The 21,942-nt window shown below is 46.2% G+C and carries 21 protein-coding genes and 6 tRNA genes; 16 read left to right on the top strand and 11 right to left on the bottom strand.

Annotation, left to right across the window (positions count from 1 at the left end; genetic code table 11):
* Positions 1–5: 5 nt before the first annotated feature.
* The 3 genes from dprA to WC259_RS00585 form a co-directional block, all read right to left on the bottom strand.
* Positions 6–1,127 carry a DNA-processing protein DprA gene (gene dprA / locus WC259_RS00595; protein ID WP_015407026.1) on the bottom strand — a complete coding sequence of 374 codons (1,122 nt, stop codon included), beginning with the start codon at positions 1,125–1,127 and terminating at the stop codon, positions 6–8.
* A gap of 128 nt (positions 1,128–1,255) precedes the next feature.
* Positions 1,256–1,345: transfer RNA gene (locus WC259_RS00590), tRNA-Ser, on the bottom strand.
* A 36-nt stretch (positions 1,346–1,381) separates the two neighbouring features.
* Positions 1,382–1,471: transfer RNA gene (locus WC259_RS00585), tRNA-Ser, on the bottom strand.
* Between the two features lie 435 nt (positions 1,472–1,906).
* Between WC259_RS00585 and WC259_RS00580 the strand changes: the two genes are divergently transcribed.
* The 12 genes from WC259_RS00580 to WC259_RS00525 all read left to right on the top strand — a co-directional run bounded on the left by WC259_RS00580 (position 1,907) and on the right by WC259_RS00525 (position 11,896).
* A complete protein-coding gene (locus tag WC259_RS00580; RefSeq protein WP_011928999.1) occupies positions 1,907–3,181 on the top strand; it encodes a cation:proton antiporter in 1,275 nt (424 codons plus the stop codon).
* Positions 3,182–3,216: 35 nt separating this feature from the next.
* Positions 3,217–3,288: transfer RNA gene (locus tag WC259_RS00575), tRNA-Arg, on the top strand.
* A gap of 34 nt (positions 3,289–3,322) precedes the next feature.
* Entirely contained in the window at positions 3,323–3,895 is a 573-nt protein-coding gene (locus WC259_RS00570; protein WP_011309194.1) for a 2-oxoacid:acceptor oxidoreductase family protein, read from the top strand.
* The gene (locus tag WC259_RS00565; RefSeq protein ID WP_011929000.1) at positions 3,888–4,184 is read left to right on the top strand and encodes a 4Fe-4S binding protein; all 297 of its coding nucleotides are present in this window, start codon (positions 3,888–3,890) and stop codon (positions 4,182–4,184) included. The genes WC259_RS00570 and WC259_RS00565 overlap by 8 nt, the downstream gene beginning before the upstream one ends.
* Positions 4,184–5,356, top strand: coding sequence for a transketolase C-terminal domain-containing protein (locus WC259_RS00560; protein ID WP_015407028.1), 1,173 nt, complete (start codon positions 4,184–4,186; stop codon positions 5,354–5,356). The genes WC259_RS00565 and WC259_RS00560 overlap by 1 nt, the downstream gene beginning before the upstream one ends.
* Positions 5,356–6,297: a pyruvate synthase subunit PorB gene (gene porB / locus WC259_RS00555; RefSeq protein WP_015407029.1), complete on the top strand. Its 942-nt coding sequence runs from the start codon at positions 5,356–5,358 to the stop codon at positions 6,295–6,297. The genes WC259_RS00560 and porB overlap by 1 nt, the downstream gene beginning before the upstream one ends.
* Positions 6,273–6,746, top strand: a complete 474-nt coding sequence (locus WC259_RS00550; protein ID WP_015407030.1) for an NAD(P)H-dependent oxidoreductase subunit E — start codon at positions 6,273–6,275, stop codon at positions 6,744–6,746. The genes porB and WC259_RS00550 overlap by 25 nt, the downstream gene beginning before the upstream one ends.
* Positions 6,746–8,617, top strand: a complete 1,872-nt coding sequence (locus WC259_RS00545) for an NADH-quinone oxidoreductase subunit NuoF (RefSeq protein WP_012984284.1) — start codon at positions 6,746–6,748, stop codon at positions 8,615–8,617. Before WC259_RS00550 ends, WC259_RS00545 begins: the two co-directional genes overlap by 1 nt.
* A gap of 12 nt (positions 8,618–8,629) precedes the next feature.
* Positions 8,630–9,352, top strand: a complete 723-nt coding sequence (locus WC259_RS00540) for a 2Fe-2S iron-sulfur cluster-binding protein (protein WP_011309200.1) — start codon at positions 8,630–8,632, stop codon at positions 9,350–9,352.
* 55 nt (positions 9,353–9,407) lie between these two features.
* Positions 9,408–9,485 (top strand) — tRNA-Pro (locus tag WC259_RS00535).
* 90 nt (positions 9,486–9,575) lie between these two features.
* Entirely contained in the window at positions 9,576–10,265 is a 690-nt protein-coding gene (locus WC259_RS00530; protein ID WP_372642759.1) for a molybdopterin-dependent oxidoreductase, read from the top strand.
* 161 nt (positions 10,266–10,426) lie between these two features.
* Positions 10,427–11,896: an NAD(P)/FAD-dependent oxidoreductase gene (locus WC259_RS00525; protein ID WP_303677403.1), complete on the top strand. Its 1,470-nt coding sequence runs from the start codon at positions 10,427–10,429 to the stop codon at positions 11,894–11,896.
* Positions 11,897–11,932: 36 nt separating this feature from the next.
* On the opposite strand, the gene WC259_RS00520 is transcribed toward WC259_RS00525, so the two are convergent.
* Positions 11,933–12,007, bottom strand: a tRNA-Gly gene (locus WC259_RS00520).
* A 148-nt stretch (positions 12,008–12,155) separates the two neighbouring features.
* Between WC259_RS00520 and WC259_RS00515 the strand changes: the two genes are divergently transcribed.
* Complete coding sequence (locus WC259_RS00515) at positions 12,156–12,542, top strand: zinc ribbon domain-containing protein (RefSeq protein ID WP_011309203.1); 387 nt, start codon at positions 12,156–12,158, stop codon at positions 12,540–12,542.
* A 16-nt stretch (positions 12,543–12,558) separates the two neighbouring features.
* Positions 12,559–12,633: transfer RNA gene (locus tag WC259_RS00510), tRNA-Ile, on the top strand.
* A gap of 88 nt (positions 12,634–12,721) precedes the next feature.
* On the opposite strand, the gene WC259_RS00505 is transcribed toward WC259_RS00510, so the two are convergent.
* The gene (locus tag WC259_RS00505) at positions 12,722–13,519 is read right to left on the bottom strand and encodes an SDR family NAD(P)-dependent oxidoreductase (protein WP_078983075.1); all 798 of its coding nucleotides are present in this window, start codon (positions 13,517–13,519) and stop codon (positions 12,722–12,724) included.
* 144 nt (positions 13,520–13,663) lie between these two features.
* Here WC259_RS00505 and hflX point away from each other — a divergent pair, with 144 nt between their 5' ends.
* Both hflX and WC259_RS00495 read left to right on the top strand, forming a co-directional pair.
* Complete coding sequence (hflX, locus tag WC259_RS00500) at positions 13,664–14,875, top strand: GTPase HflX (RefSeq protein ID WP_078986842.1); 1,212 nt, start codon at positions 13,664–13,666, stop codon at positions 14,873–14,875.
* Between the two features lie 3 nt (positions 14,876–14,878).
* Entirely contained in the window at positions 14,879–15,091 is a 213-nt protein-coding gene (locus WC259_RS00495; protein ID WP_011309206.1) for a hypothetical protein, read from the top strand.
* Positions 15,092–15,718: 627 nt separating this feature from the next.
* Here WC259_RS00495 and WC259_RS00490 read toward each other — a convergent pair.
* From WC259_RS00490 to pgk, 6 genes are read right to left on the bottom strand one after another with little or no spacing between them, the layout of a single operon-like run.
* Positions 15,719–16,885 (bottom strand): LL-diaminopimelate aminotransferase, encoded by a 1,167-nt coding sequence (locus tag WC259_RS00490; protein ID WP_015407033.1) that lies wholly within the window; start codon positions 16,883–16,885, stop codon positions 15,719–15,721.
* Positions 16,872–17,726, bottom strand: coding sequence for a diaminopimelate epimerase (gene dapF, locus WC259_RS00485; protein WP_011929008.1), 855 nt, complete (start codon positions 17,724–17,726; stop codon positions 16,872–16,874). Before dapF ends, WC259_RS00490 begins: the two co-directional genes overlap by 14 nt.
* Complete coding sequence (gene miaA, locus WC259_RS00480; protein WP_015407681.1) at positions 17,713–18,699, bottom strand: tRNA (adenosine(37)-N6)-dimethylallyltransferase MiaA; 987 nt, start codon at positions 18,697–18,699, stop codon at positions 17,713–17,715. Before miaA ends, dapF begins: the two co-directional genes overlap by 14 nt.
* Before the next feature lie 60 nt (positions 18,700–18,759).
* A complete protein-coding gene (gene tpiA, locus WC259_RS00475) occupies positions 18,760–19,521 on the bottom strand; it encodes a triose-phosphate isomerase (protein ID WP_011309229.1) in 762 nt (253 codons plus the stop codon).
* Positions 19,522–19,532: 11 nt separating this feature from the next.
* A complete protein-coding gene (locus WC259_RS00470; RefSeq protein WP_011309230.1) occupies positions 19,533–20,738 on the bottom strand; it encodes a 2,3-bisphosphoglycerate-independent phosphoglycerate mutase in 1,206 nt (401 codons plus the stop codon).
* Positions 20,731–21,924, bottom strand: coding sequence for a phosphoglycerate kinase (gene pgk / locus WC259_RS00465; RefSeq protein ID WP_011309231.1), 1,194 nt, complete (start codon positions 21,922–21,924; stop codon positions 20,731–20,733). Before pgk ends, WC259_RS00470 begins: the two co-directional genes overlap by 8 nt.
* Positions 21,925–21,942: the final 18 nt, after the last annotated feature.

Below are 21,942 nucleotides of genomic sequence, written 5' to 3'. Positions count from 1 at the left end.
ACAGCTTAATTCGTCTCCAGCTGGTAGATTTCCTTTTTTCCCCGGGTTCGCACATAATTCATGCCTCCGGTAGAACGGACCTGACCTTTCAGTTCCATTATGGCCAGGGTGCCACTGACCAAGGCTACACCCAGAGCGCACTCACGGCAAATCTGGTCAATATGTACAGGCTCATAGCCAAGTTTACCCAATATCAAGCTTTCAGTCTGGTTTTCAGGTATAATTTCAACGGTAGTATTCTCCTCTGAAAACAGGCTGATATTCAGTTCTTCAAGTACGTCTTTGACAGAGCTAACCAGCTTTGCCCCTTCCTGAATAAGGCGGTTAGTCCCCAATGAAGACGGTGATAGTATACTCCCCGGAACGGCAAAAATCTCGCGGTTTTGTTCAAGTGCGTAATTTGCGGTTATAACTGCCCCGCTGTTTTCTCCAGCCTCGGTTACCAGTATGCCGCGGCATAAACCCGAGAGTATACGGTTGCGGCGGGGGAAAAATTCGGGGCGGGGACGGATTCCGGGCGGATGTTCGCTTATAAGCGCTCCGTTTTCAGCTATCTGGCGGGCAAGTGAATGGTTTTCTGAGGGGTAAATAATATCCAGCCCGCAACCAAAAACTGCAATGCTTCTGCCGCCGGCCTTTAGGGCTGTGGTATGGGCAACAGTATCTATGCCTCTAGCCAGACCTGAGACTATGGTTAGGCCGGCTCGTGCCAGAGACTCCGCCAGTTCTTCGGTTACCAGTTTTCCGTATACCGTGGGCTGGCGGGTACCTACTATACCCAAACACAGTTCGTCTGCTGGTAAAAGCTTTCCTTTTACAAAAATAAGAGGCGGATAATCATGTATTTGCTTTAAGCTGGCAGGATAATCTTTATCCGTGTGGGCATATGTCTGTATATCATGCCGTTTCAGGGTTTCAAGGGTTTTAGAGAGGTCTATTTTAGGACGGTGAGCCACAATATTTTCGGCCAGAGTGTTATCAAGTCCGGCTGATATCAGAGCTTCTTTGCCGGCATGCCAGGCATTTTCCAGATTGCCGAAATAGTTATCCAGCAGGTTCAGGCGTACCCGGCCGACCCCGTTTATATAACTGAAACCTATGGCGTAGTTGTTATCTTGGTTTTGCATCTTGTTCTTTTGGAATTCTAGCACAGGCACAATATGCAGACAACCAAAACCTTATATGGAAGGGATATTCTGGCTGAATGGCAAAAAAATAGCCCTCATAATTTGAGGGCTTTAGCGTTCAAATTTAATGGCGGAGAAGGTGGGATTCGAACCCACGGTCACCTTGCGGCGACACACGCTTTCCAGGCGTGCCTGATAGACCACTCCAGCACCTCTCCGTATCTTATCTGTAAGTATTCTTTTATTAAGCCCTATGGCGGAGAGGGTGGGATTCGAACCCACGCTCCGCTTTCACGGAGACCGCTTTTCGAGAGCAGCACCATCAACCACTCGGACACCTCTCCAGAGGCTATATTTTACTTGAATACAAGCAAAATTAAAAGCCAATCAAGAGTGTATCCAAGCCTGCAGGAGTAATAATATAATGAAACCTGCCCTGAATTCAAATTTGTCTGGCAGTATCTTTGGAAGGTACGGCATATTGTACAAATACCAATGGCTTTGCCCAGTCTAAAAAGGCAGTTTCATCTGGTAAATATCTGCATGTATGCGGAGGTTTATTCCTTAAAATTCAGATAGGTTTACATAACTATGCATATTTTCGGCAGGGGAAAGAATTTATCCCGGCAGGGCAGAATTAAAGTTTGTAGATGTATATACAGGATAATTTATTGTGTCAAAATATATTTTCCCGCGGGTAGCTTGCCGTACCAATTAGCAAATTAGATTATCGGCAGTTTTTTTGCTAGAATAGGTCAAATTATTCTTAAGTGGCGGGTATGGAAACAGAAATATATTTTAAATTCATACTTTCTTTCGGTCTTATTTTGCTTGTTGCCCGTTTGGGCGGAGCTATTGCCGAGCGTTTTCTTAAGCAACCGGCGGTTATTGGCGAACTCTTAGCCGGTATTATTATTTCGCCCTTTCTGCTGGGTCAATTCCTCTTTGCCAATGACCCGGTTATTATGAACTTTGCCCTTATTGATGGTGTGTTTAGCCAGAATGGTGAACATCTGAGCGGATTTGCTCCCATGGAAATTATTTCGCAGATAGCGGTAGTAGTGCTGCTGTTTGTGGCAGGGTTAGAAACCAACGTTACTTCGTTTATAAAAAACAGCTTTACCGGTGCTATGGTGGCCATAGGCGGGGTGGTTGTTCCATTTGCTTTGGGTGTGTTTAGCGCCATGTACTTTTTCCCTGACTTGCATATGGCCGGCTGGCTCTTTATCGGTGCCATATTGACTGCTACCAGCATTGGCATTACGGTGCGTATCCTGATGGATATGGGCAAACTCAGTTCCCGTGAAGGCACTATCATTCTGGTAGCTGCGGTGGTAGATGATATTATCGGTCTGGTTATCCTGTCTGTGGTTATTTCCATGGCTCAAAGTGGCAGTGTAAATGCACTTAGTGCCGTAACCACCGGTGTTATTGGTTTTGCCGTCTGGCTGGGTATACTTTTGCTGGGCGTATATGGTCACAAATATATATCCAAATATATACTTACCCCGTTCAAATCTTCCGGCACTATGCCGGTTATGGCTTTGATTGTGGGTTTGATAGTTTCCTATCTGGTCACTCTGGTAGATTTGCACCCGGTGGTTGGTGCCTATGTAGCCGGGCTTATGTTTGCTTCCACAATGGAAAAAGAGGAAATACTCCACCAGACCCGCCCTATAATGCTTTTTATCGCCCCGTTCTTCTTCGCTTACCTTGGTATGCAGGTAGACTTGAGGGAAGTCTGGGCTGTTATTGTACCGGCACTGGTTATAGTGGTACTGGCCATTATCGGCAAGATTGTAGGCTGTTACTTCCCTGCCCGGTTCGTGGGCAAGACCAGCCATAACGGTGCCATGATAGTAGGCGTAGGTATGGTACCCAGAGGTGAGGTGGGACTTATCGTAGCCGGGGCGGGGCTTATTGCCGGGGCTATCACCCGTGACCTTTTCGGCATTGCGGTAGCTGTCAGTATTTTGACTACTCTTGTTATGCCTGTCATGATAAAACCTTTCTTTAAACCAAAAGCTGAAGCTAACGCCAAACGGCTTCCTTGAGGAAAAACATAGCTTAAGGTAAAATTGGGTATTATGCCTCTGTAGCTCAGTGGATAGAGCACCAGCCTCCGAAGCTGGTGGCGAGAGTTCGAGTCTCTCCAGGGGCACTTTTATAAAGCGGGGAGGACTACCACCATAGACATGAAACATTTTATTGAAATCAGATGGCATGGGCGTGGCGGTCAGGGTGCGGTAACCTCAGCTGAGCTTATCGCCCAGGCAGCAATCGGTAAGGGAAAGTATGCTCAGGCATTCCCCAGTTTCGGGCCTGAACGCAGAGGTGCCCCGGTTCAATCTTTCAATCGTATCAGTGACAACAATCCCATCCGTGAACGTTCAGGTATCAACCAGCCGGATATTGTGGTGGTGCTTGACCCCAGTTTGGTTATCATCGGGAATGTAATCTCAGGTCTTAAAGATGGCGGCACTCTTATTATCAACACCACAAAGCCTCTGGAACATTTTGCTTCTCAATACGGTGATCGCTGGAAAGTAGCCACAGTTGATGCAACTGCTATTGCCAAAGAAGTCTTAGGTGTCAATATTGTTAATACAACCATGCTTGGCGCCCTTATAAAGGCTACCGGTCTGGCGGATATGGAAGCCTTCGAAGAACCTTTAAAACACCGCTTTGGAAAGCTGGCTGCCAAAAATATGGCTGCTATGAAAAAGGCCTTTGAAGAGACTGTTGTAAAGGAGCTTAAAGTTGGCTAAACAGGAAAACCAGATTACCTGGCAGGAAGTGACACCCGGCTGTATAGTCAGTGAACCCGGCAATGCCAGCCAGTACAAGACCGGTGATTGGCGTTCCCAACTACCTATTCACAATTTTAAAAAATGTATAAAATGCGGCGTATGCTATATATTTTGCCCCGAAGGTTGCATAAATGAGACCAAAGAGGGCTTTTTCGAAGCAGACCTTTTCTATTGCAAGGGTTGCGGCATCTGCGCTCATGAATGTCCCACCGGAGCTATTGTTATGAAGGATGAGGAGGAGAAATAATGCCCAGAGTAGGCTTAGAAGTTTCTATTGCCCTGAGTGAGGCAGTTGGGCTTTGCAATGCTGATGTTATTGCTGCTTATCCCATTACTCCTCAAACTCATATTGTTGAACATTTGGCCGAGATGGTGGCTGAAGGCGAGCTGGATGCTGAATATATACCGGTGGAATCTGAACATTCAGCCCTGAGTGCCTGTTTGGGCTCGGCGGCAGCCGGTGCCCGCACTTTTACCGCAACTGCCGGGCAAGGGCTTGAGCTTATGCACGAGGTGCTTTATGTGGCTTCCTCTATGCGGCTGCCTATTATGATGGCAGTTGCCAATAGGGCTCTTTCCGGTCCGCTTTCAGTTTGGGGTGACCACTCTGACGTAATGTCCTGCCGTGATATCGGCTGGATACAAATATTTACTGAAAACGGGCAGGAAGTGGTTGATAACACTATCTGTTCATTTAAAATAGGCGAAGACAAACGGGTGCTCTTACCTGTTATGGTTCACTTGGACGGTTTTCATCTTTCTCATGTTATTGAGCCTATTGAGATGCCTGAGAGAAAGCAGGTAGATGCTTTCCTTAGTGTTAACGACTATCCGTATGCACTAAACCCTGATAATCCCCGTGCTATGGGTGATTTTGCCCCCCCGGTGATTTTCACCGAAGCCAAGTGGGCACAGGAACAGGATTTTCAAAAATCCAAAGCTGTTATTTTGGAAGTCTGGCAGGACTTTGAGAAGCAGTTTGGCCGTTCTTACAAACCGGTGGAAACCTATCGCACCGAAGGTGCTGAAAACCTGCTGTTCACTATGGGCAGTTTTTCAGAGACTGCCATGTCCGCCATTGATAAAATGCGTGATGACGGTATGAGTGTGGGGCTGGTTCGGCTTCGGCTTTGGCGCCCCTTCCCCTTTGAGGAGTTGCGCACTGCTGTCAAAGATGCCAAAAACCTCATCGTGCTTGATCGTGCCTTGTCAATAGGTGGTCCGGGTGGTCCGGTCTGTTCCGAAATCAAGGCCGCTCTATATCCTCTGGAGAAAAAACCCAAGATTGTCAGCATTATCGGCGGTTTGGGTGGACGGGATATAACCGTTGCCAATTTTGAGGATATCATGAAGAAAGGTCTGGCGATTGCTGAAAAAGGCAGTCCTAACGAATACGAAATATATGGAGTGAGGGCATAATGCAGAACTATTCAGTATTTGTTCCCAAGCTACTGCCCAAACGTGAGTTATTTGCCCCCGGACATCGCGGGTGCATAGGTTGCGGCGAGGCTCTGGCAGTCCGTCTGGCTACCAAGGCTATGGATGAAAATACCATAATAGTAAATGCCACCGGCTGTATGGAAATTATCGCCTCCCAGTACCCCTATACCTCATGGCGTTTACCCTGGATACATACGCTGTTTGAAAATACAGCAGCAGTTGCCTCCGGTGTGGAGTCGGCGCTCAAGGTGCTTAAACGTAAAAAACGGATAGAAGACAAGGATATAAAGATTGTAGCCATCGGGGGTGATGGAGCAACCGTAGATATCGGGCTTCAGGCACTTTCGGGTGCTATGGAGCGCGGCCATAATTTTACTTATATCTGTTTTGACAATGAAGCCTATATGAACACCGGTATCCAGCGTTCTTCAGCTACCCCCTTCGGGGCAGCCACCACAACCTCGCCGGCCGGCAAGGTAGGCAAAGGCCAGTTTTCATGGAAAAAGGATATGCCGGCTATTGCAGTTGCCCATAATATCCCGTATGTGGCCACCTGTTGCCCCAGCTATCCCTTTGACATGATTGAAAAAGTCAGCAAAGCTTTGGCGGCTGACGGGCCGGCCTATATACATTGTTTGTCTGTTTGTCCTACCGGCTGGCGCTGTGCGACCGAAGATACCATAAAGATTGGACGGTTGGCAGTTGAAACCGGTGTTTTCCCCCTGTACGAGGTTGTTAATGGTGAGTACAAGATGAGCATGGAAACTCCCGCACTTAAGCCATTAAAGGAATACGCTAGTCTTCAGCGGCGGTTCCGCCACCTGACAGAAGAATCTCTGGACCTTATTCAGGAAAGAGTTCAGCTGGAATACAATAAGATTGCAGAGAGGGCGGCATGTGCACTGAAACTAGAGAAATAGTAGCGCCAAAAGTTAAAGACATTCTGGATAAATATGCCAAAGACAAAGGTATGCTGGTAGCCATACTGCAGGATATCCAGACAGAGTTCAATTATCTGCCCCGTCCTGCTCTGGAAGCTGTAAGCCAGGGACTGGGTGTTCCTATGAGTCAGGTTTATAGTGTGGCCACTTTTTTCAAGGCCTTTAGCCTGAAACCCAAGGGCAAGCATTCCGTTCATGTGTGTATGGGGACTGCCTGCCACGTACGCGGTGCCAGCAAGATACTGGATAAACTGGTTGAAAAACTGGGTTGCTGTGCAGGTGAAAATACCGAAGACATGAAATTCAGCCTTGATGCTGTAAACTGTGTCGGTGCTTGTGCTTTGGGGCCTGTAGTTGTAGTAGATGGCCAGTACGTGGGCAATATGACTACCGAAAAGGTAAAACCTTTGATTGAGGGATGCCAGTAATGAGTAATATAGCGATTAAAAAGTTTAGCAGTGCAACCGAACTTGAAGCCAAAAGGCAGGAAATTCTTAAAAGCAGGAATTCGGGGCAGGCGGTTATTGCTATTTGTTGCGGTACCGGTTGTCAGGCTTACGGGGCTAAAAAAGTTGCAGATGCCTTTGAAGAAGAACTGGCTAAAGCCGGTTTGGGAGATAAGGTTGAGGTAAGGACTACCGGTTGCCATGGTTTTTGTGAACGCGGTCCGCTGGTAGTTATCCGCCCCCAGAATATTTTCTACCAACGTCTAAAAATTTCAGATATACCTGAAATCATTGAAAAAACCATAAAGAATAACGAAGTAATAGAACGATTGTTGTATGTTGATCCCATGACCAAAGAGAAAAAGGTGCATGAACATGATGTGCCTTTTTACAAAAAACAGATGCGTCTGGTTTTTGGCAACAACGGCAATATAGACCCTACCTCTATAGAGGACTATCTAGCGGTAGGCGGCTATAAATCTCTGGCCAAGGCTATATCCAGCCTGAAGCCTGATGAAATTGTGGAAGAAATTATTAAATCCGGTCTGCGCGGTCGGGGTGGCGGCGGTTTTCCCACCGGCTGGAAATGGAAGTCCTGCAGGGAAGCCCATGACCCGGTAAAGTATGTAATCTGTAACTGTGACGAAGGTGATCCGGGTGCATTTATGGATCGTTCCCTTATGGAGGGCAATCCCCATAGTGTTATAGAAGGCATGATTATCGGTGCTTATGCTATTGGCTCGCACGAGGCGTATATTTACATTCGTGATGAATATCCTATGGCGGTTAAGCACGCCCTTCTGGCCATAAAACAGGCCGAAGATTATGGTTTGCTGGGTGAAAATATACTGGGCAGCGGGTTTAGCCTGAAAATCCATATAAACAGAGGCGGCGGAGCTTTTGTTTGCGGTGAATCTACCGCCCTTATGGCCTCCCTTGAGGGTAAGGTTGGCGAACCCCGTGCCAAGTATGTTCATACCTCTGAAAAGGGTCTATACGACAAGCCTACCACTCTTAATAACGTAGAGACTTGGGCGAATATACCCCTGATTATAGAAAAAGGGGCAGACTGGTTTAACAAAATAGGCACTGCTGGCAGTAAGGGTACCAAGATATTCTCACTGGTAGGCAAGGTCAACAACACTGGTCTTATTGAAGTTCCCATGGGGATTACCCTTAGGGAAATTGTGTATGATATTGGCGGTGGTATCCCCAAAGGCAAGAAATTCAAAGCTATTCAGACTGGCGGCCCTTCCGGCGGCTGTTTGCCCGAAAGTATGCTGGATCTGCCGGTGGACTTTGATGAGCTTACCAAGGCCGGCTCTATGATGGGTTCAGGTGCCATGATTGTTATGGATGAAGATAACTGCATGGTGGAGATTGCCCGTTACTTCCTGAGCTTCCTTGAGGGTGAATCCTGCGGCAAATGTGTACCTTGCCGTGAGGGTGTCAAACGTATGCGCCAGATTCTAGAAAAGATAACTAAAGGTGAGGGCGAAGAGGGAGACATAGAGCATCTGGAACAGCTTTCACAGGCTATACAAGACGCTTCTTTGTGCGCTCTGGGCGGCAGTGCTCCCAATCCGGTTATGTCCACCATAAAATACTTCCGTGAGGAGTATGAAGCCCATATCCGGCAAAAGACTTGCCCGGCCAAGGAATGCAAGGCTCTTATTACCTATAACATTATTGATGCCAACTGTCCCGGCTGCGGTTTGTGCTATAAAGCCTGTGCAACAGGGGCTATCATTTCGCAGGGCAAAAAGATGCCGGTCATACTTGACCAAAGCAAATGTACTAAATGCGGTGCGTGTTTTGACGCTTGTAAGCTACACGCCGTAGAAATCAGATAAGGTAGGGTGGCTATGATAAATTTAACCATAGACGGCAAGAAGTATCAGGCAGAAGAAGGTCAAACAGTACTGGAAGTAGCCCACCGGCATGGTATTTTTATTCCTACCTTATGTGTAGATGAAGCGGTTTCAGCCTATGGAGCTTGCCGCTTGTGCATGGTGGAGATTGATAGAAAAGGGCGGAAAAAACTGGTTGCTTCCTGCCTGTATCAGGTTGAAGAGGGTTTGGTAGTTACCACCCAGAATGACCGGATTACAAATATCCGCAAAACGGTGATAGAACTCCTGCTGGCACGTTGCCCTCAGTCAGAGGGTGTTCAGACCATGGCAAAAAAACTGGGTGTAAATGGGACACGGTTTGAAAGCGAAAAACCTGAAAATTTATGTACCCTATGCGCCCTTTGTACCAGAGTTTGTTCCGAGGTAGTGGGCAAGAGTGCCATAAGTCTGGTAAGCAGGGGTACCGGCCGTGAAGTCGCCTTGCCGTATTACGAGGATAAGACAGATTGCATAGCCTGCGGCTCTTGCGCTTATATATGTCCCACCGGGGCCATAAAAATGAAAGATGGGAATGGTGTGCGTACTATCACTTGGCCTAACTGCGAGGTCAGTTTCAAGCTTAGGCGTTGTGCCAAGTGTGGCGCTGAATGGATTCCTGAAAAACAGATAAAGCATATTCTAAATACCACCGAAGTTCCTGAAGATTTCTTTAATATCTGTCCTGATTGCCGTTAATTCGGGTATAAGGCTTCCTTGACCCTGTAACATAGCTTTGTTATACTGGCGCCTGCGGGGTGTAGCGCAGTCTGGTTAGCGCGCAGCGTTTGGGACGCTGAAGTCGGAGGTTCGAATCCTCTCACCCCGACCAGGCCATTTCCAAAAGCCAGTCCGATGCGTTTGTGTTATTATTAAGTGTGTAGTAATGCAAACGGTTTTCTGCCATGAAGGGGAGAAAACAATGGATTTAAAACGCGGGTTTGGGGTCTTGGTAGTCCTGCTTCTTGCCGTCTCCATGTTTCTAAATTCCCAAAACATATCTTTTGGCGACATATTTTCTAATGATACCCCGGTTACCTTGGATGGGGTACAGATACTGGAATATGAAGGCAAAGATCTTACCTCTATCCTAAACCTCAGAGATAATTCCATTTCCGGCCCACCCGAAATTGATACCGTGTCTTATACCTTGAATATTAACGGGCTGGTCGGCCAGGAACTTTCGTTTACTTACGATGAACTAAGAACCCGTTTCAACCCTTATACAAAAGTAGTCACCCTGCATTGCGTAGAAGGCTGGGATGCTACTATGCTTTGGGAAGGTGTTCTTTTTAAAGACATTGCAGGTATGGTGGGTATTAAGGGTGAAGCTGATACGGTCATTTTTCACGCTCTGGATGGATATACCACCGCTCTCAGCCTTGATTACCTGATCTCAAATAATATCATGCTGGCCTATAAACTGAACGGTGTAACTCTGCCTGCCAAGTATGGTTTTCCTCTTCAACTGGTTGCTGAAAGCAAGTGGGGCTATAAATGGATAAAATGGGTTAGCCAGATTGAATTTTCTGATGATGAAAATTATCTGGGTACTTGGGAACGGCAGGGATATTCCAATGATGCAGACTTGAACAAAGGGTTCTTTGACTAAAACCATTGACTTGCCGCAAACGCCTGATAGAATAAAACTAACTGCCTGCCTAAGTCTAAAATTACATAATATTATCAGGTGGGTTGCCGAATAGACGGGGTAGGGGAGAGGTTTAATCCCGCCGGGCTTCAGCAGGTTTGTCAGACGGAAAGAGAACAGGTATGAAATTTCAATATGATCTGGTGGTTATTGGCAGCGGATTGGCCGGGTTTACTTCGACTGTTTTTGCTAACGGACTGGGTAAGAAAGTAGCTATGGTGGAAAAGGGCAAATTGGGTGGTGCCTGTACATGGAATGCGTGTGTGCCATCCAAGACTTTGCTTCAAATAGGACGCCGTGTCGGTCAAATAAAAAAATACAACCAGAATGGGTTGAAACTGGTCAGTGTAAACTTGCAAACGGAAAATATTATGCCATACCTGCATTCCGTTCTGGAAGATATTTCCGGGGTTGATGATTTTGATAATTTGGAAAAGACAGGCATAAATATACTAAAAGGTGAAGCCGTATTTACCGATAGGCATCATATCAGTTTGAACGGACAGGTTGTTTCAGCAAAACATTTTATTATTGCCACTGGCTCAAGTCCGGCAATTCCTCCTGTAGAAGGATTGGCAGATATACCTTATTATACAAACGAAACAGTATTTGACATAAAATCCATACCATCCTCGATGATTGTACTGGGAGGAGGGCCAGCCGGTATCGAACTGGGGCTGGCCTTTGCCTGGTTGGGATGCAAAGTGGATATTATTGAAATGGCAGAACGTATACTGCCGAAAGATGACACCGAACTAAGCGGGTTATTACTAGATTATCTGAATGCTGAAGAAAACCTGCAAATTCATGTTTCTACCAAGGCAATTCGTTTTCAAAAACAGGATAATGGCCAGTTGAAGCTTGAAATGCAAACCCGTGAAGGAAAAATTAGTGAAATCACGGCCGAAACAGTGCTGGTTGCGGTGGGCAGGCGGGCAAATGTGGCGGGGCTTGCACTGGAAAAAGCCGGGGTGAAATATACAGCACGGGGCATCAGTGTTAACAGCAAACTCCAAACCAGCTCTTTAAATATATTTGCAGCCGGTGATGTGGCAGGTCCTATCCAGTTGGGCATGATGGCCGAAAAACAGGCTATTTTGGCAGCAAGCAACGCCTGCTTGCCATTCAAACAGAGCATTAGGTATGACGATGTGGCTTGGGTAACATATTCCGAACCTCAAATGGCCCATATTGGTCTGACTGAAGATGAGGCCAGACGTAAGTACGGCAATAACATTCGGATTATCCGCTACCCGCTAACCAAAGTACGCAGGGCGGTTATGGATCATGATATTCGCGGTATGTGTAAATTTGTACTGGACAAAAATGACAGGTTGATAGGGGCACACCTGCTGTGTTCACAGGCCGAAAACCTTATCCATGAACTGCAAATAGTAAAATGCCTGCATAAACCACTTTCAAGACTTCATACTATTCCCCATATTTATCCCACTTATGAAGAAGGGATAATAAAACGGGCAGCAGATATCAGCTATACAATGAAAATGCGTCGCAATCCGTTTGTCAGGCTGGTACTGCGCTACTGGCATGGTTACAAAGACAAGCTGGATACAGTGATAAACCGCCTCTGACCTTGGTTTGGCGATTATATCTCAGGGGAAGAAAGATGGAGCGGGAGACGGGGCTCGAACCCGCGACAGCCTGCTTGGAAGGCAGGAACTCTACCACTGAGTTACTCCCGCTAATTAGCAGGGTTATTCTAACCTGAACAATCAAACATGTCAAAGGTATTTTATGAGTAAAGGCCACTATCTTTTTGCTTGAACGAAGATATAAAACATGTTAGAATTCTCTGCAGATTAAAGATAACAAGTTCATCGGAGGTAACTCATGCCAATCTACGAATATTCATGTTCAAAGTGTAATAAAGTCTTTGAAATTATGAGACCCCGGAGTGAGTCCAGCTTGTCAGCCACTTGCCCTGTTTGCAGTGCCGAATCTACACGCATTATTTCGGATTTTACTCATGGCGTAGCTTTTTCAAAAGATGCACCTGAAATGCGCAAGGATTCTGCCAACGAAAAAATGTGGATTTCTGAACAAAAAGTTGCTGAAAACAAAATTAAAGATCCTGATCCGCTGAAGAAATGGCGTGAAGAACGCGAAAAATCCTGCGGCAAGGGGCCTGAGGCTTGGGTGGAATATGCCAAACAGGAAGAGGCCAAAGAACAAAAAGTTAAAGATTACGGTACCGGATTTACCGGCCGCGAAGTATAAAGTAGTTTTATCCTGAGGGCTCGTAGCTCAGGGGCAGAGCGGGCGGCTCATAACCGCTTGGTCGTAGGTTCGAAACCTACCGAGCCCACCATATATAGAAAGTAAAGGGGGGAGAGTTAAATACTCTCCCCCCCTGTTTATTTAAGGATTTACCACTGGTGTTAAACCAATAGATGGTGTTAAACCAACAGAGCACCGCCGTCAGCCACAATCACACTTCCCACCATATAATCTGCAGCTGCACTTGCCAGGAAGAGGACTACCTTGCCGATATCATCCGGTTCACCCATCCTCTTGAGCGGCAATTTTGCCACAAATGATTTAGATAACTCCATCAACTGTTCGGCTGACATACTGCCGCTTGGCATTAGGGCAGATGCACCGGGAGTGTTTATCCCACCCGGGGCCACAGCATTTACCAGTATGCCATGGGGTGCCCATTCCTGAGCCATAGCTTTGGTAAGCATAATTACCCCACCTTTGGATGCGTCATAATGAGCCAGATTGCCGGTAGGGCGGAAGCCATCTATAGAAGCTATATTTATTATCTTTCCGCCATGTTTTGCCGCCATCATAGCTTTAGCGGCTGCCTGCGAGAAGAACATAAGCCCCTTAAGATTTATACCAAGAGTCTTATCCCACATGGCTTCGGTCATATCAATAGCAGGCATAAAACGGTAAATGCCGGCATTATTCACCATAATATCCAGATCTCCAAATGCCTTCAGGGTGGCATCTATAACTTTTTGAGCATCGTTTATATTGCTTACATCAGCCTGGATTGCAGTAGCTTTGCCTCCCAAGGCTTTAATCTCGGCTGCTGTTTTTTGGGCAACCTCCAGATTCAAGTCAGGAATCATTATGCTGGCACCCGCTTCGGCTAAACGCATGGAAATCCCTTTTCCAATACCCATTGCGCCGCCGGTCACGATAGCCACTTTGCCCCTCAGGTCAAACAACTCGGCTATGGTCATCATTATTGCTTCCTCCTATATAGTATTAGTCCATTGGTACTAGCTCTTATTTTGAATTATCAGGTGGAGGTGTGTCAATACGTGTTTTAACTTAATTATGGAGGCAATATGGTATATAATAGATGAATATGTATATACTTTACATAAATGGAGGATACCATCAATAAAACAGTTGGGAATAATGTAGTAATACAGCCGGAAAGAGCTGTTTTGGCAGCGGTGGATACCAACCGTAATTCAAACTGGGCTATAGAAGACTCACTGGACGAATTATGCCAGCTGGTGGCTACCGCCGGTGCAACTGTAGTAGGGCGTATAATCCAGAAGCTTCATGCACCTGCCCGAAACTCATACTTGGGAAAAGGCAAGCTGGACGAACTGATAGAGATGAAAAAGGAACTTGACTACAATCTGGTCATTTTTGATGATGAACTTTCGCCTATTCAACAAAGGTCACTTGAGGAAGCATTGGGTGTAAAGGTAATTGATCGGGTGGCCCTTATTTTGGATATATTTGCCAAACATGCCAATACCCGTGAGGGCCAGCTTCAGGTAGAGCTTGCACAAATGCAGTATTTACTGCCAAGGTTGGCAGGCCAATGGAGTCATCTTGAAAGACTTGGTGGCGGTATAGGTACCAGAGGACCGGGTGAATCCCAGCTTGAAACTGATAAGCGTATTGTTCGTACCAAAATACGTAATCTAAAAGAACACCTGGATGAAGTAATCATTCACAGGGAACTGTACCGTGAGAGAAGGCGCATGCGTGGCGTACCGGTGGTTTCATTGGTTGGCTATACCAATAGCGGTAAAAGTAGCCTGCTGAATGCCGTTGCCAGAACAGATGTACTGGCTGAAAACAAACTTTTTGCTACTCTTGATCCAACCACCAGAAGGTTGTATATAAACGGATTGGGCAATGTATTGTTGACAGATACAGTGGGCTTCATTCGCAAGTTGCCCCCCGCCATTGTAAAGGCTTTTCGGGCTACGCTGGAAGAAATAAACCAAGCTGATTTGCTGGTACATGTAGTTGACATAACCGCTAAGAATGCTTTTGAGCAGTGTCAAACAGTGGAAAAAATACTTACAGATATGGGTGTAGCTGATAAACCGCGTTTGACTGCTATGAATAAAATAGACCTGAAATTGGATACTAACCGCAGCTGGACTGAAGATGAGGCCTTGAGTTTATTAAAAACAGAATGTCCGGTGGCGGAAAATACAGTGCTTATTTCTGCTGTGAAGCGTTGGGGGTTGACCGAATTGAACCTCATGCTCAAAGAAAAGTTGATTAGTATGGGTTTTAACCCCGGGTATGCGGTTTATGATGAAATTGGGGAAAAGAAAGAGCAGTAACAAATGGAAAATGAATTGGCCGGCAATATTATGTCCTGTTTTGATGAATTAGCCCTAGGGCTTAGCCGCCGGCGGGAATTATTAGCTAGAAAAGGTGCCTGTGAAAACTATTATTTTTATTATGATTTAGCGGCTATTGATGAAGAGGAAAGCAAGGCTTTAAACAGGCTGAATAACCTGGTCAAGCAGGATATAGAGAGAAATACCGCTATTTAAACGTAGAAAAAGACAGCCCGTAGAATCCAAATCTAGGGCTTTTTATGGGGCAAGCAATGCAATCCCTTTAGTATATTGTACCCTTTGTTACCCCTTAATTAATTAAAATCATCAAACATGACTAGATTGTAGGTCATGTTTGTTTAAGCGGGATTTAGGATAGGGGGCTAAGGGTTTTATCACAGCATATACATTTATCTAATTGGTCGCATATATTTTGTTGATAAAAGTCTAAAATATATTACACTCTTATAAATCAAAATTACCAGTGATTGTAGTAGCCGTAGCAGTATCCGTAAAATAAGCTTTATAGTGGTTCGCACTATATATGTTATGTAATATATACGAATGAAACATGGACTTAACATAATAAACGGAGTAAAGAATATATTACAGATATTTAATAAATAGTTGGATTTGCCGCAGTTGCGGTTCGGGATTTACACAGCCGAAAATGTTTTAATTTAAAATTTAGGGGACCTTAGGCTGGCTATTCCCACGAAGCTATTGAAATAACCCCCTACCTGATATTGGCTGATTGTCGAAGCGATATATCAAAAGGGTTCACGCCGTGAAATCTTTGAACTCCTTACGTGAACCCCCTAAAACTAGCTAAAGAAGACTTGTCTAAGACGATTTTTTATAGCCAGCCAGTTTGGCAATACCCTTTTCAATCTGTTCATCAGGTACAGTCAATGATAACCTTATATAGCCTTCGCCGGCAGTCCCATAGCCTGTACCGGGGGTGACGACTACGCCGGTTTTATCCAGCAGTTCTGTAGCAAAGCTGGCTGAGGTATAGCTTTCAGGTACAGGTGCCCAGATGTATAAACTGGCTTTGGGGGCTGTAACCTCCATGCCTATATTGCGTAGTGCTTCTACCAGGCGGTCACGACGGCGCTGATATATGGCACAATTCTGGTTTATAATTTCTTGTGAACCGTTCAAAGCCGCAATAGCCATCAGCTGGATAGCTTGAGGTATGCCTGAATCAAGGTTGGATTTGAAACGTCTCAAGGCATCTATCATTTTGGCATTGCCAACGGCCATGCCTATCCGCCAGCCAGTCATATTATAACTCTTGGAGAGGGAATGAAACTCAATCCCTACATCTTTGGCACCGTCAGCCTCAAGGAAACTGACAGGTTTGTAGCCGTCAAAAGCTATTTCAGAGTAAGGTCCGTCATGGCAAACTGCCAAGTTGTGTTTGGCGGCAAAATTAGCTACTTCTTGAAAAAAACTTAGGCCAGCTACGGCTCCGGTCGGATTGTTGGGATAGTTTATCCAGAGAACTTTGGCCTTTGAAAGGATATTTTGCGGTATGGCTTCCAGGTTAGGCAGGAAGTTATTCCCCTTGTTTAGCGGCAGGTTAAATACCTCTGCGCCTGCCAGCTGACTGCTGATGGCATAAACCGGATAGGCAGGGTTTGGCACCAGCGCAATATCCCCGGGGTCAAGGAAACACCAGGCGGCGTGCCCTATACCCTCTTTAGAACCTATCAAGGGTAAAACCTCGGTGTCCGGGTTTAGTTTTACTCCGAAACGTTTTTGATACCATTCCGCCATAGCTTTACGTAGTACTGGCAGCCCCTCGGTTTCAGGGTAACGGTGGTTAGATGGATCTTCGGCCGCTTTGCAAAGTTCCGCCAAGATGTGTTTCGGGGTGGGTAAATCAGGATCGCCAATGGCAAAACTGATTATTTCCTCTCCTTTGGCGCGTTTTTCAGCTATCTTTTTGCTTATCTGGACAAAAAGATACGGCGGCAGATTCTCAATTCGTTTAGATAATTTCATCTTTCAACCATTCTCCCGTATATATAATTTCAGCTTTTCCGGTCAGATAGACATCATCATGGCCGTCCCATTCAACGCCAAGTGTTCCGCCCGGTAACTTTATGTAAACGAATTTACCGACATATCCCAGTATCTGGGCGGCAACCGCCACTGCAGATGCACCGCTACCGCAACCCAGCGTCTCCCCTACCCCTCGTTCCCAAACCCGCACTTTTATATGCTCGGTATCAAGAATATTTGCAACTTCAAAATTGGTACGTTTTGGGAAAGCTTTATGGATTTCCACCTGTGAGCCCACTTCACCCAGAGGGAATTCTTCAACCGGTTTGGTGCAAAAATGGATAGCATGCGGATTACCCATAGATACCAGTGAAACAAGCACCCGTCGGTTATTTATATTTAAAGGAAAATCAGAAATAAGCTGTCCGTTATAGTGCTTTGGATCTGGTTCGGCGGCAACAGGTATCTGGTGGGCTTCAAACATGGGTTTGCCCATGGTGGTGCGTATCCGTCCGTCTTTAAATATCTGGGCGTGCCGCATACCCGCCAGAGTTTCAATACTCAGTTCGTCTAGGTTGCCAAGTAGTTTGTTTACAGCTATATAATGAATAAGGCAACGCAAGCCATTGCCGCAGATTTCGGCTTCAGAGCCGTCTGCGTTGAAAATGCGCATCCGGAAATCTGCTTTCTCGGAAGGCAAAATCAGCATCAGCCCGTCAGCACCGGCACCAAAGTGGCGGTGGCACATATGGAGTGCCAGTTTTGGCCAATCCTGCTCTTCACCTTGCGGGTCCAAGAGAACAAAGTCATTGCCTACGCTTTGCAATTTAGTGAATTTCATTTTTATTCTCCGCAGCCAGGAAATCACAGACTAGTTGGATAATTCCGTTACTCCTGCTTTCTTCAAGTGTTATCCAGTGTATATTAGTATCTGTCAGACGGAAATAGGTATTTTGCTGGCGGATAAGGCGGTGGGTTTCAAACTTCATCTGTTCCACTGCCTCCGTCAGGCTGATACTGCCCTCAATGTATTTGGCTATCTGGCGGTAGCCTATGCCTGACATAGATGGCAAACTGGCTTTATAGCCTTGTTCCAGCAGAGAGCGAACTTCCGCCTCCAGACCTTGTTCTAACATTTTTTCTACCCGCAAGTCAACGGTGCGGTAAAGTTCTTCACGGGGTATATGTATACCTATCTTAAATACCCTGTACGGCGGTGGATTTTTGATTTGAAGTCCTGAAAATTTCCCTCCGGTTTTGTGGATAACCTCCAGTGCCCGTACAACCCGGCGAATATTGCGGGGGTCTATCTGGGTAGCGGCCTGCGGGTCCTTTTTTTCAAGTTCTGTAAAAATGACATTTCCCCCTTCTTTTTCCGCTTTTTCGAATAGAGCGGCACGAAAGGTTTCATCAGGGGCTACCGGGGGAATACTCCAACCCTCAAGCACGGCTTTCAGGTATTGCCCGCTCCCACCTACCAATACAGGTAAACGGTTTTGGGTATGGAGACTATCTATAGCCTGATAGGCCAGTGACTGGTATTCTGCCAGACTGAAAGGCTGGTCAGGTTGAATAAAACTGTAAAGATAGTGAGGTATTTCTAACATTTCTGACAGGGTGGGTTTGGCGGTGGCAATATCCATCCGGGAATATATCTGGCGGCTATCCGCATTTATTATGCCGGCAGGGATAACTTTTGCTAAATTTATAGCCAGAGCGCTTTTACCTGAGCCGGTGTTGCCCAGAATGACCAGTAAAGGCGACAGGGGCGAATTTGAGGCGTTTGCACCGGTGGTGCTATCAATTATACTCATTGGTCTCCCTGTAAGGCTTAAAAAGGATTTAGGAACGCTGAAGAATTTGCTGAGTTCTTTTTAGTGCTTATTTTGAATAACGGCGGCTTGGCGGCAAATGCTTACAAAAGATTCAGCCTTTAGAGAAGCGCCACCCACCAAAGCCCCGTCAATATTCGTCTGAGAAAGAATTTCGGTAATATTTTTTTCATTTACACTGCCGCCATATAGTATAGGAGAAGTTTGGGCTGCGGCATTGCCCAGAGTATCACCAAGCACCCGGCGGATATAACCAATGGCAGAGTTGGCTTCTGAAGCGGTAGCGGCCTTGCCGGTGCCGATTGCCCAGATGGGTTCGTAGGCTATTATGATACAGCTGAGGTTAAGCCCGTCCAGAGCCTCTTTTAGCTGGGTTTCCAGCACTTGGCGGGTTTGGCCGTTTTCATTCTCTTCAGGCTTTTCGCCCACGCATACTATCGGGAGTAGGCCTGCCTGAAGAGCGGCCTTTATCTTTTGATTGACCACCTGTCCTGTTTCACCGAAATATGCCCGTCTTTCAGAGTGGCCTATAATAACGTATTGGCAGAGTTCTTTCAGCATCAGAGGGGATATTTCACCTGTATAAGCCCCTTTTTCCTGGTAGAAAAGGTTTTGAGCACCCAGTTTGATGCTGCTATTTTCCAGTATGGTTTTTATGGGATACAGCGATATAAAGGGCGGGCAGATTATTTTCTCAATGCCTTCTATCCGCTCAAGTTCGCATTTCATGCTCTGAACAAGTGTACAAGCTTCGGAAAGAGTGGTATTCATTTTCCAGTTTCCGGCAATAATAATCTGCCTCATAAAGCTTGCTCCTAGGCTCCGAATTTGCCAAGTTTAAGGGCATTAGCCATGGCTAGCGGCATAATATCACTGGCTGGTATATGCCCTAGTCCGCCCTGCAGGCAGTCTGTTTCCGAAAACCGGCAGACCTTGTCCGGACGGCAATATTTCGAATAAATAAGCACCGGTACTTCATGCCAGCTGTGACCCTGAATAACAGCCGGGGTGGAATGGTCACCGCTTATGGCTACCACATCCGGTTTTAAACTCAATATTTCAGGTAGTATCTGGTCCAGTTCTTCCAGTGCCTTGACCTTGCGTTCAAAGTCACCGTCTTCACCGGCGGCATCTGTGGCTTTGACGTGAAGAAAGAAAAAGTCGTATTTTTCAAAGTTAGCCTTATAAGTGGCTATTTCATCACTTAGCATTGAACCGGTAGGCAATACGTCCATGCCTACCACTTTTGAAAGTCCCCGGTACATGGGGTAACTGGCAATCGCGGCCGTCTTAAGTTTATAAATTTCGTTCATAGTGGCAAAGCAGGGTTTTTCTGAAAATCCCCGCAGCAGTATCATGTTGGCCGGGGCATGGTCTTTAAGGGTTTTAGCTGCGAATTGCAAAAACCGGTTTGCTACTTTTGCCATAAGCCGGGCATTTTCAGCTAAGGGTTTAACCTCTTCGGGAGCAGCGCCAAGTTTTTGGGGGTCTGAATCAGTAACCTTTTCAGATAAACCGCTACCCCTGAATATAACTACCAGACGGTGGTCTTTTACCGGTTTTACGATTACCCTGATACCATCAAACTCCTGTCCGTCCAGAAGGGTACAAAGTTTGGCACTGACTAAGCTTGAAACCCGTCCGGCTCGGCGGTCACAAATAAGCCCCTGCTTATCTACTGTACAGAAGTTTCCCCTAGTGGCCACATCTCCCGGTTTTAGGTCAAAATCTATTCCCAGTGCTTCCAATACACCACGCCCTATTAGGCAGTCAACCGGGTCATAACCGAACAGTCCCAGATGGCCGGGGGCACTGCCGGGGGTTATACCGGCCGCAACCGGACTCGCCATACCGCAGATGCTTTTGCGGGCTAATTCATCCAGATTGGGGGTACGGGCGGTCTCAAGTTCGGTCTGCCCGCTTTCGGGGTGTGGCAAACCGCCCAATCCGTCTATTACTAGAAGTACAATCTTGCTGGGAGTAGTTTGTGAAAGCTGGCTGACAAGATTTAATTTATTCATTTTTCTTTGCAAGCACCTCTACGCCAGGTAATTTCTCACCGCTGAGAAACTTGAGTGAAGCTCCGCCACCGGTGGAGACGAAGCTCATCTTGCTGGCAATATTCAGTTCAGTTACAATCTCGGCGGTAGAACCTCCGCCGATAATGGTAGTGGCATGAAGACGGGTCATAGTATTTACCATTGCCCGTGTACCCTCTGAAAATTGGGGTATTTCATAAATGCCCATAGGACCGTTCCAGAAGACTGTCTTGCATTTCTCAAGATGCTTGGTAAAATGGGTAATCGTAAGAAGACCAATATCTACAATCTTGGCTGTGTGAGGTATATTTTCAACACTCACATTTTCTGCTCTGGCCTCAGGGCCTATTTTATCAAATGTAACCAGCACGTCATCCGGCAAAATAATTTTAACATTTTTTGACTTTGCTTTGTCCATAAGCATTTTGGCGGTATCCAGACTATCATCAATAAGCGAATCACCTATCTCAAGTCCCTGAGCCTTTAGGAAAGTGGCTGCCATGCCTCCGCCAATAAGAATGGTATCCACCTTATCCATTACGTTTTCCAGCATGCCTACCTTGTCACTTACCTTGGCACCGCCCAGCAATATCATAAACGGTCTGGGAGGATGTTCAAGTACTTTCCCCAGAGCATTAAGTTCTTTTTCAAGGAGCAAGCCTGCCACAGCCGGCAGGTATTTGGCAACCCCTACAATAGATGCATGTTTGCGGTGGGCAGTACCAAAAGCATCATCTACATATATATCAGCCAGATCTGCCAGTTTTTTAGCAAATATAGGGTCATTGGCTTCTTCCTCAGGGTGGAAACGCAGATTTTCCAGCAATAGAACCTGGCTGTCTTCCAGCGCATCTACCTTGGCTGCTACCTCATCTCCGATGCAATCAGAGGCTGTAAATACTTCCTGTCTGAGTATTTCAGATAGGCGTTTCGCCACCGGGGCAAGGCGCATGCTTTCAACTATCATACCATCTGGCCTTCCCAAGTGGCTGCATAAAATAACTTTGGCCTGGTGGTCCAGCAGATAATCAATGGTAGGAATTGCCGCCCGTATGCGGCTATCATCATTGATAGTACCGGTTTCTTCATTTATGGGGACGTTAAAGTCCACTCTCACCAGAGCTTTTTTACCAGAGAAATTTAAATCTCTGATTGTTAAGTTTTCCATGAACGCTCCTGAAAAGGT

Origin of the sequence: Dehalococcoides sp., assembly GCF_041654235.1 — a bacterium.
Lineage (GTDB): Bacteria > Chloroflexota > Dehalococcoidia > Dehalococcoidales > Dehalococcoidaceae > Dehalococcoides > Dehalococcoides mccartyi_B.
The sequence above is the reverse complement of the archived record's forward strand: the minus strand, read 5'-3'. Positions and strand labels throughout refer to the sequence as shown.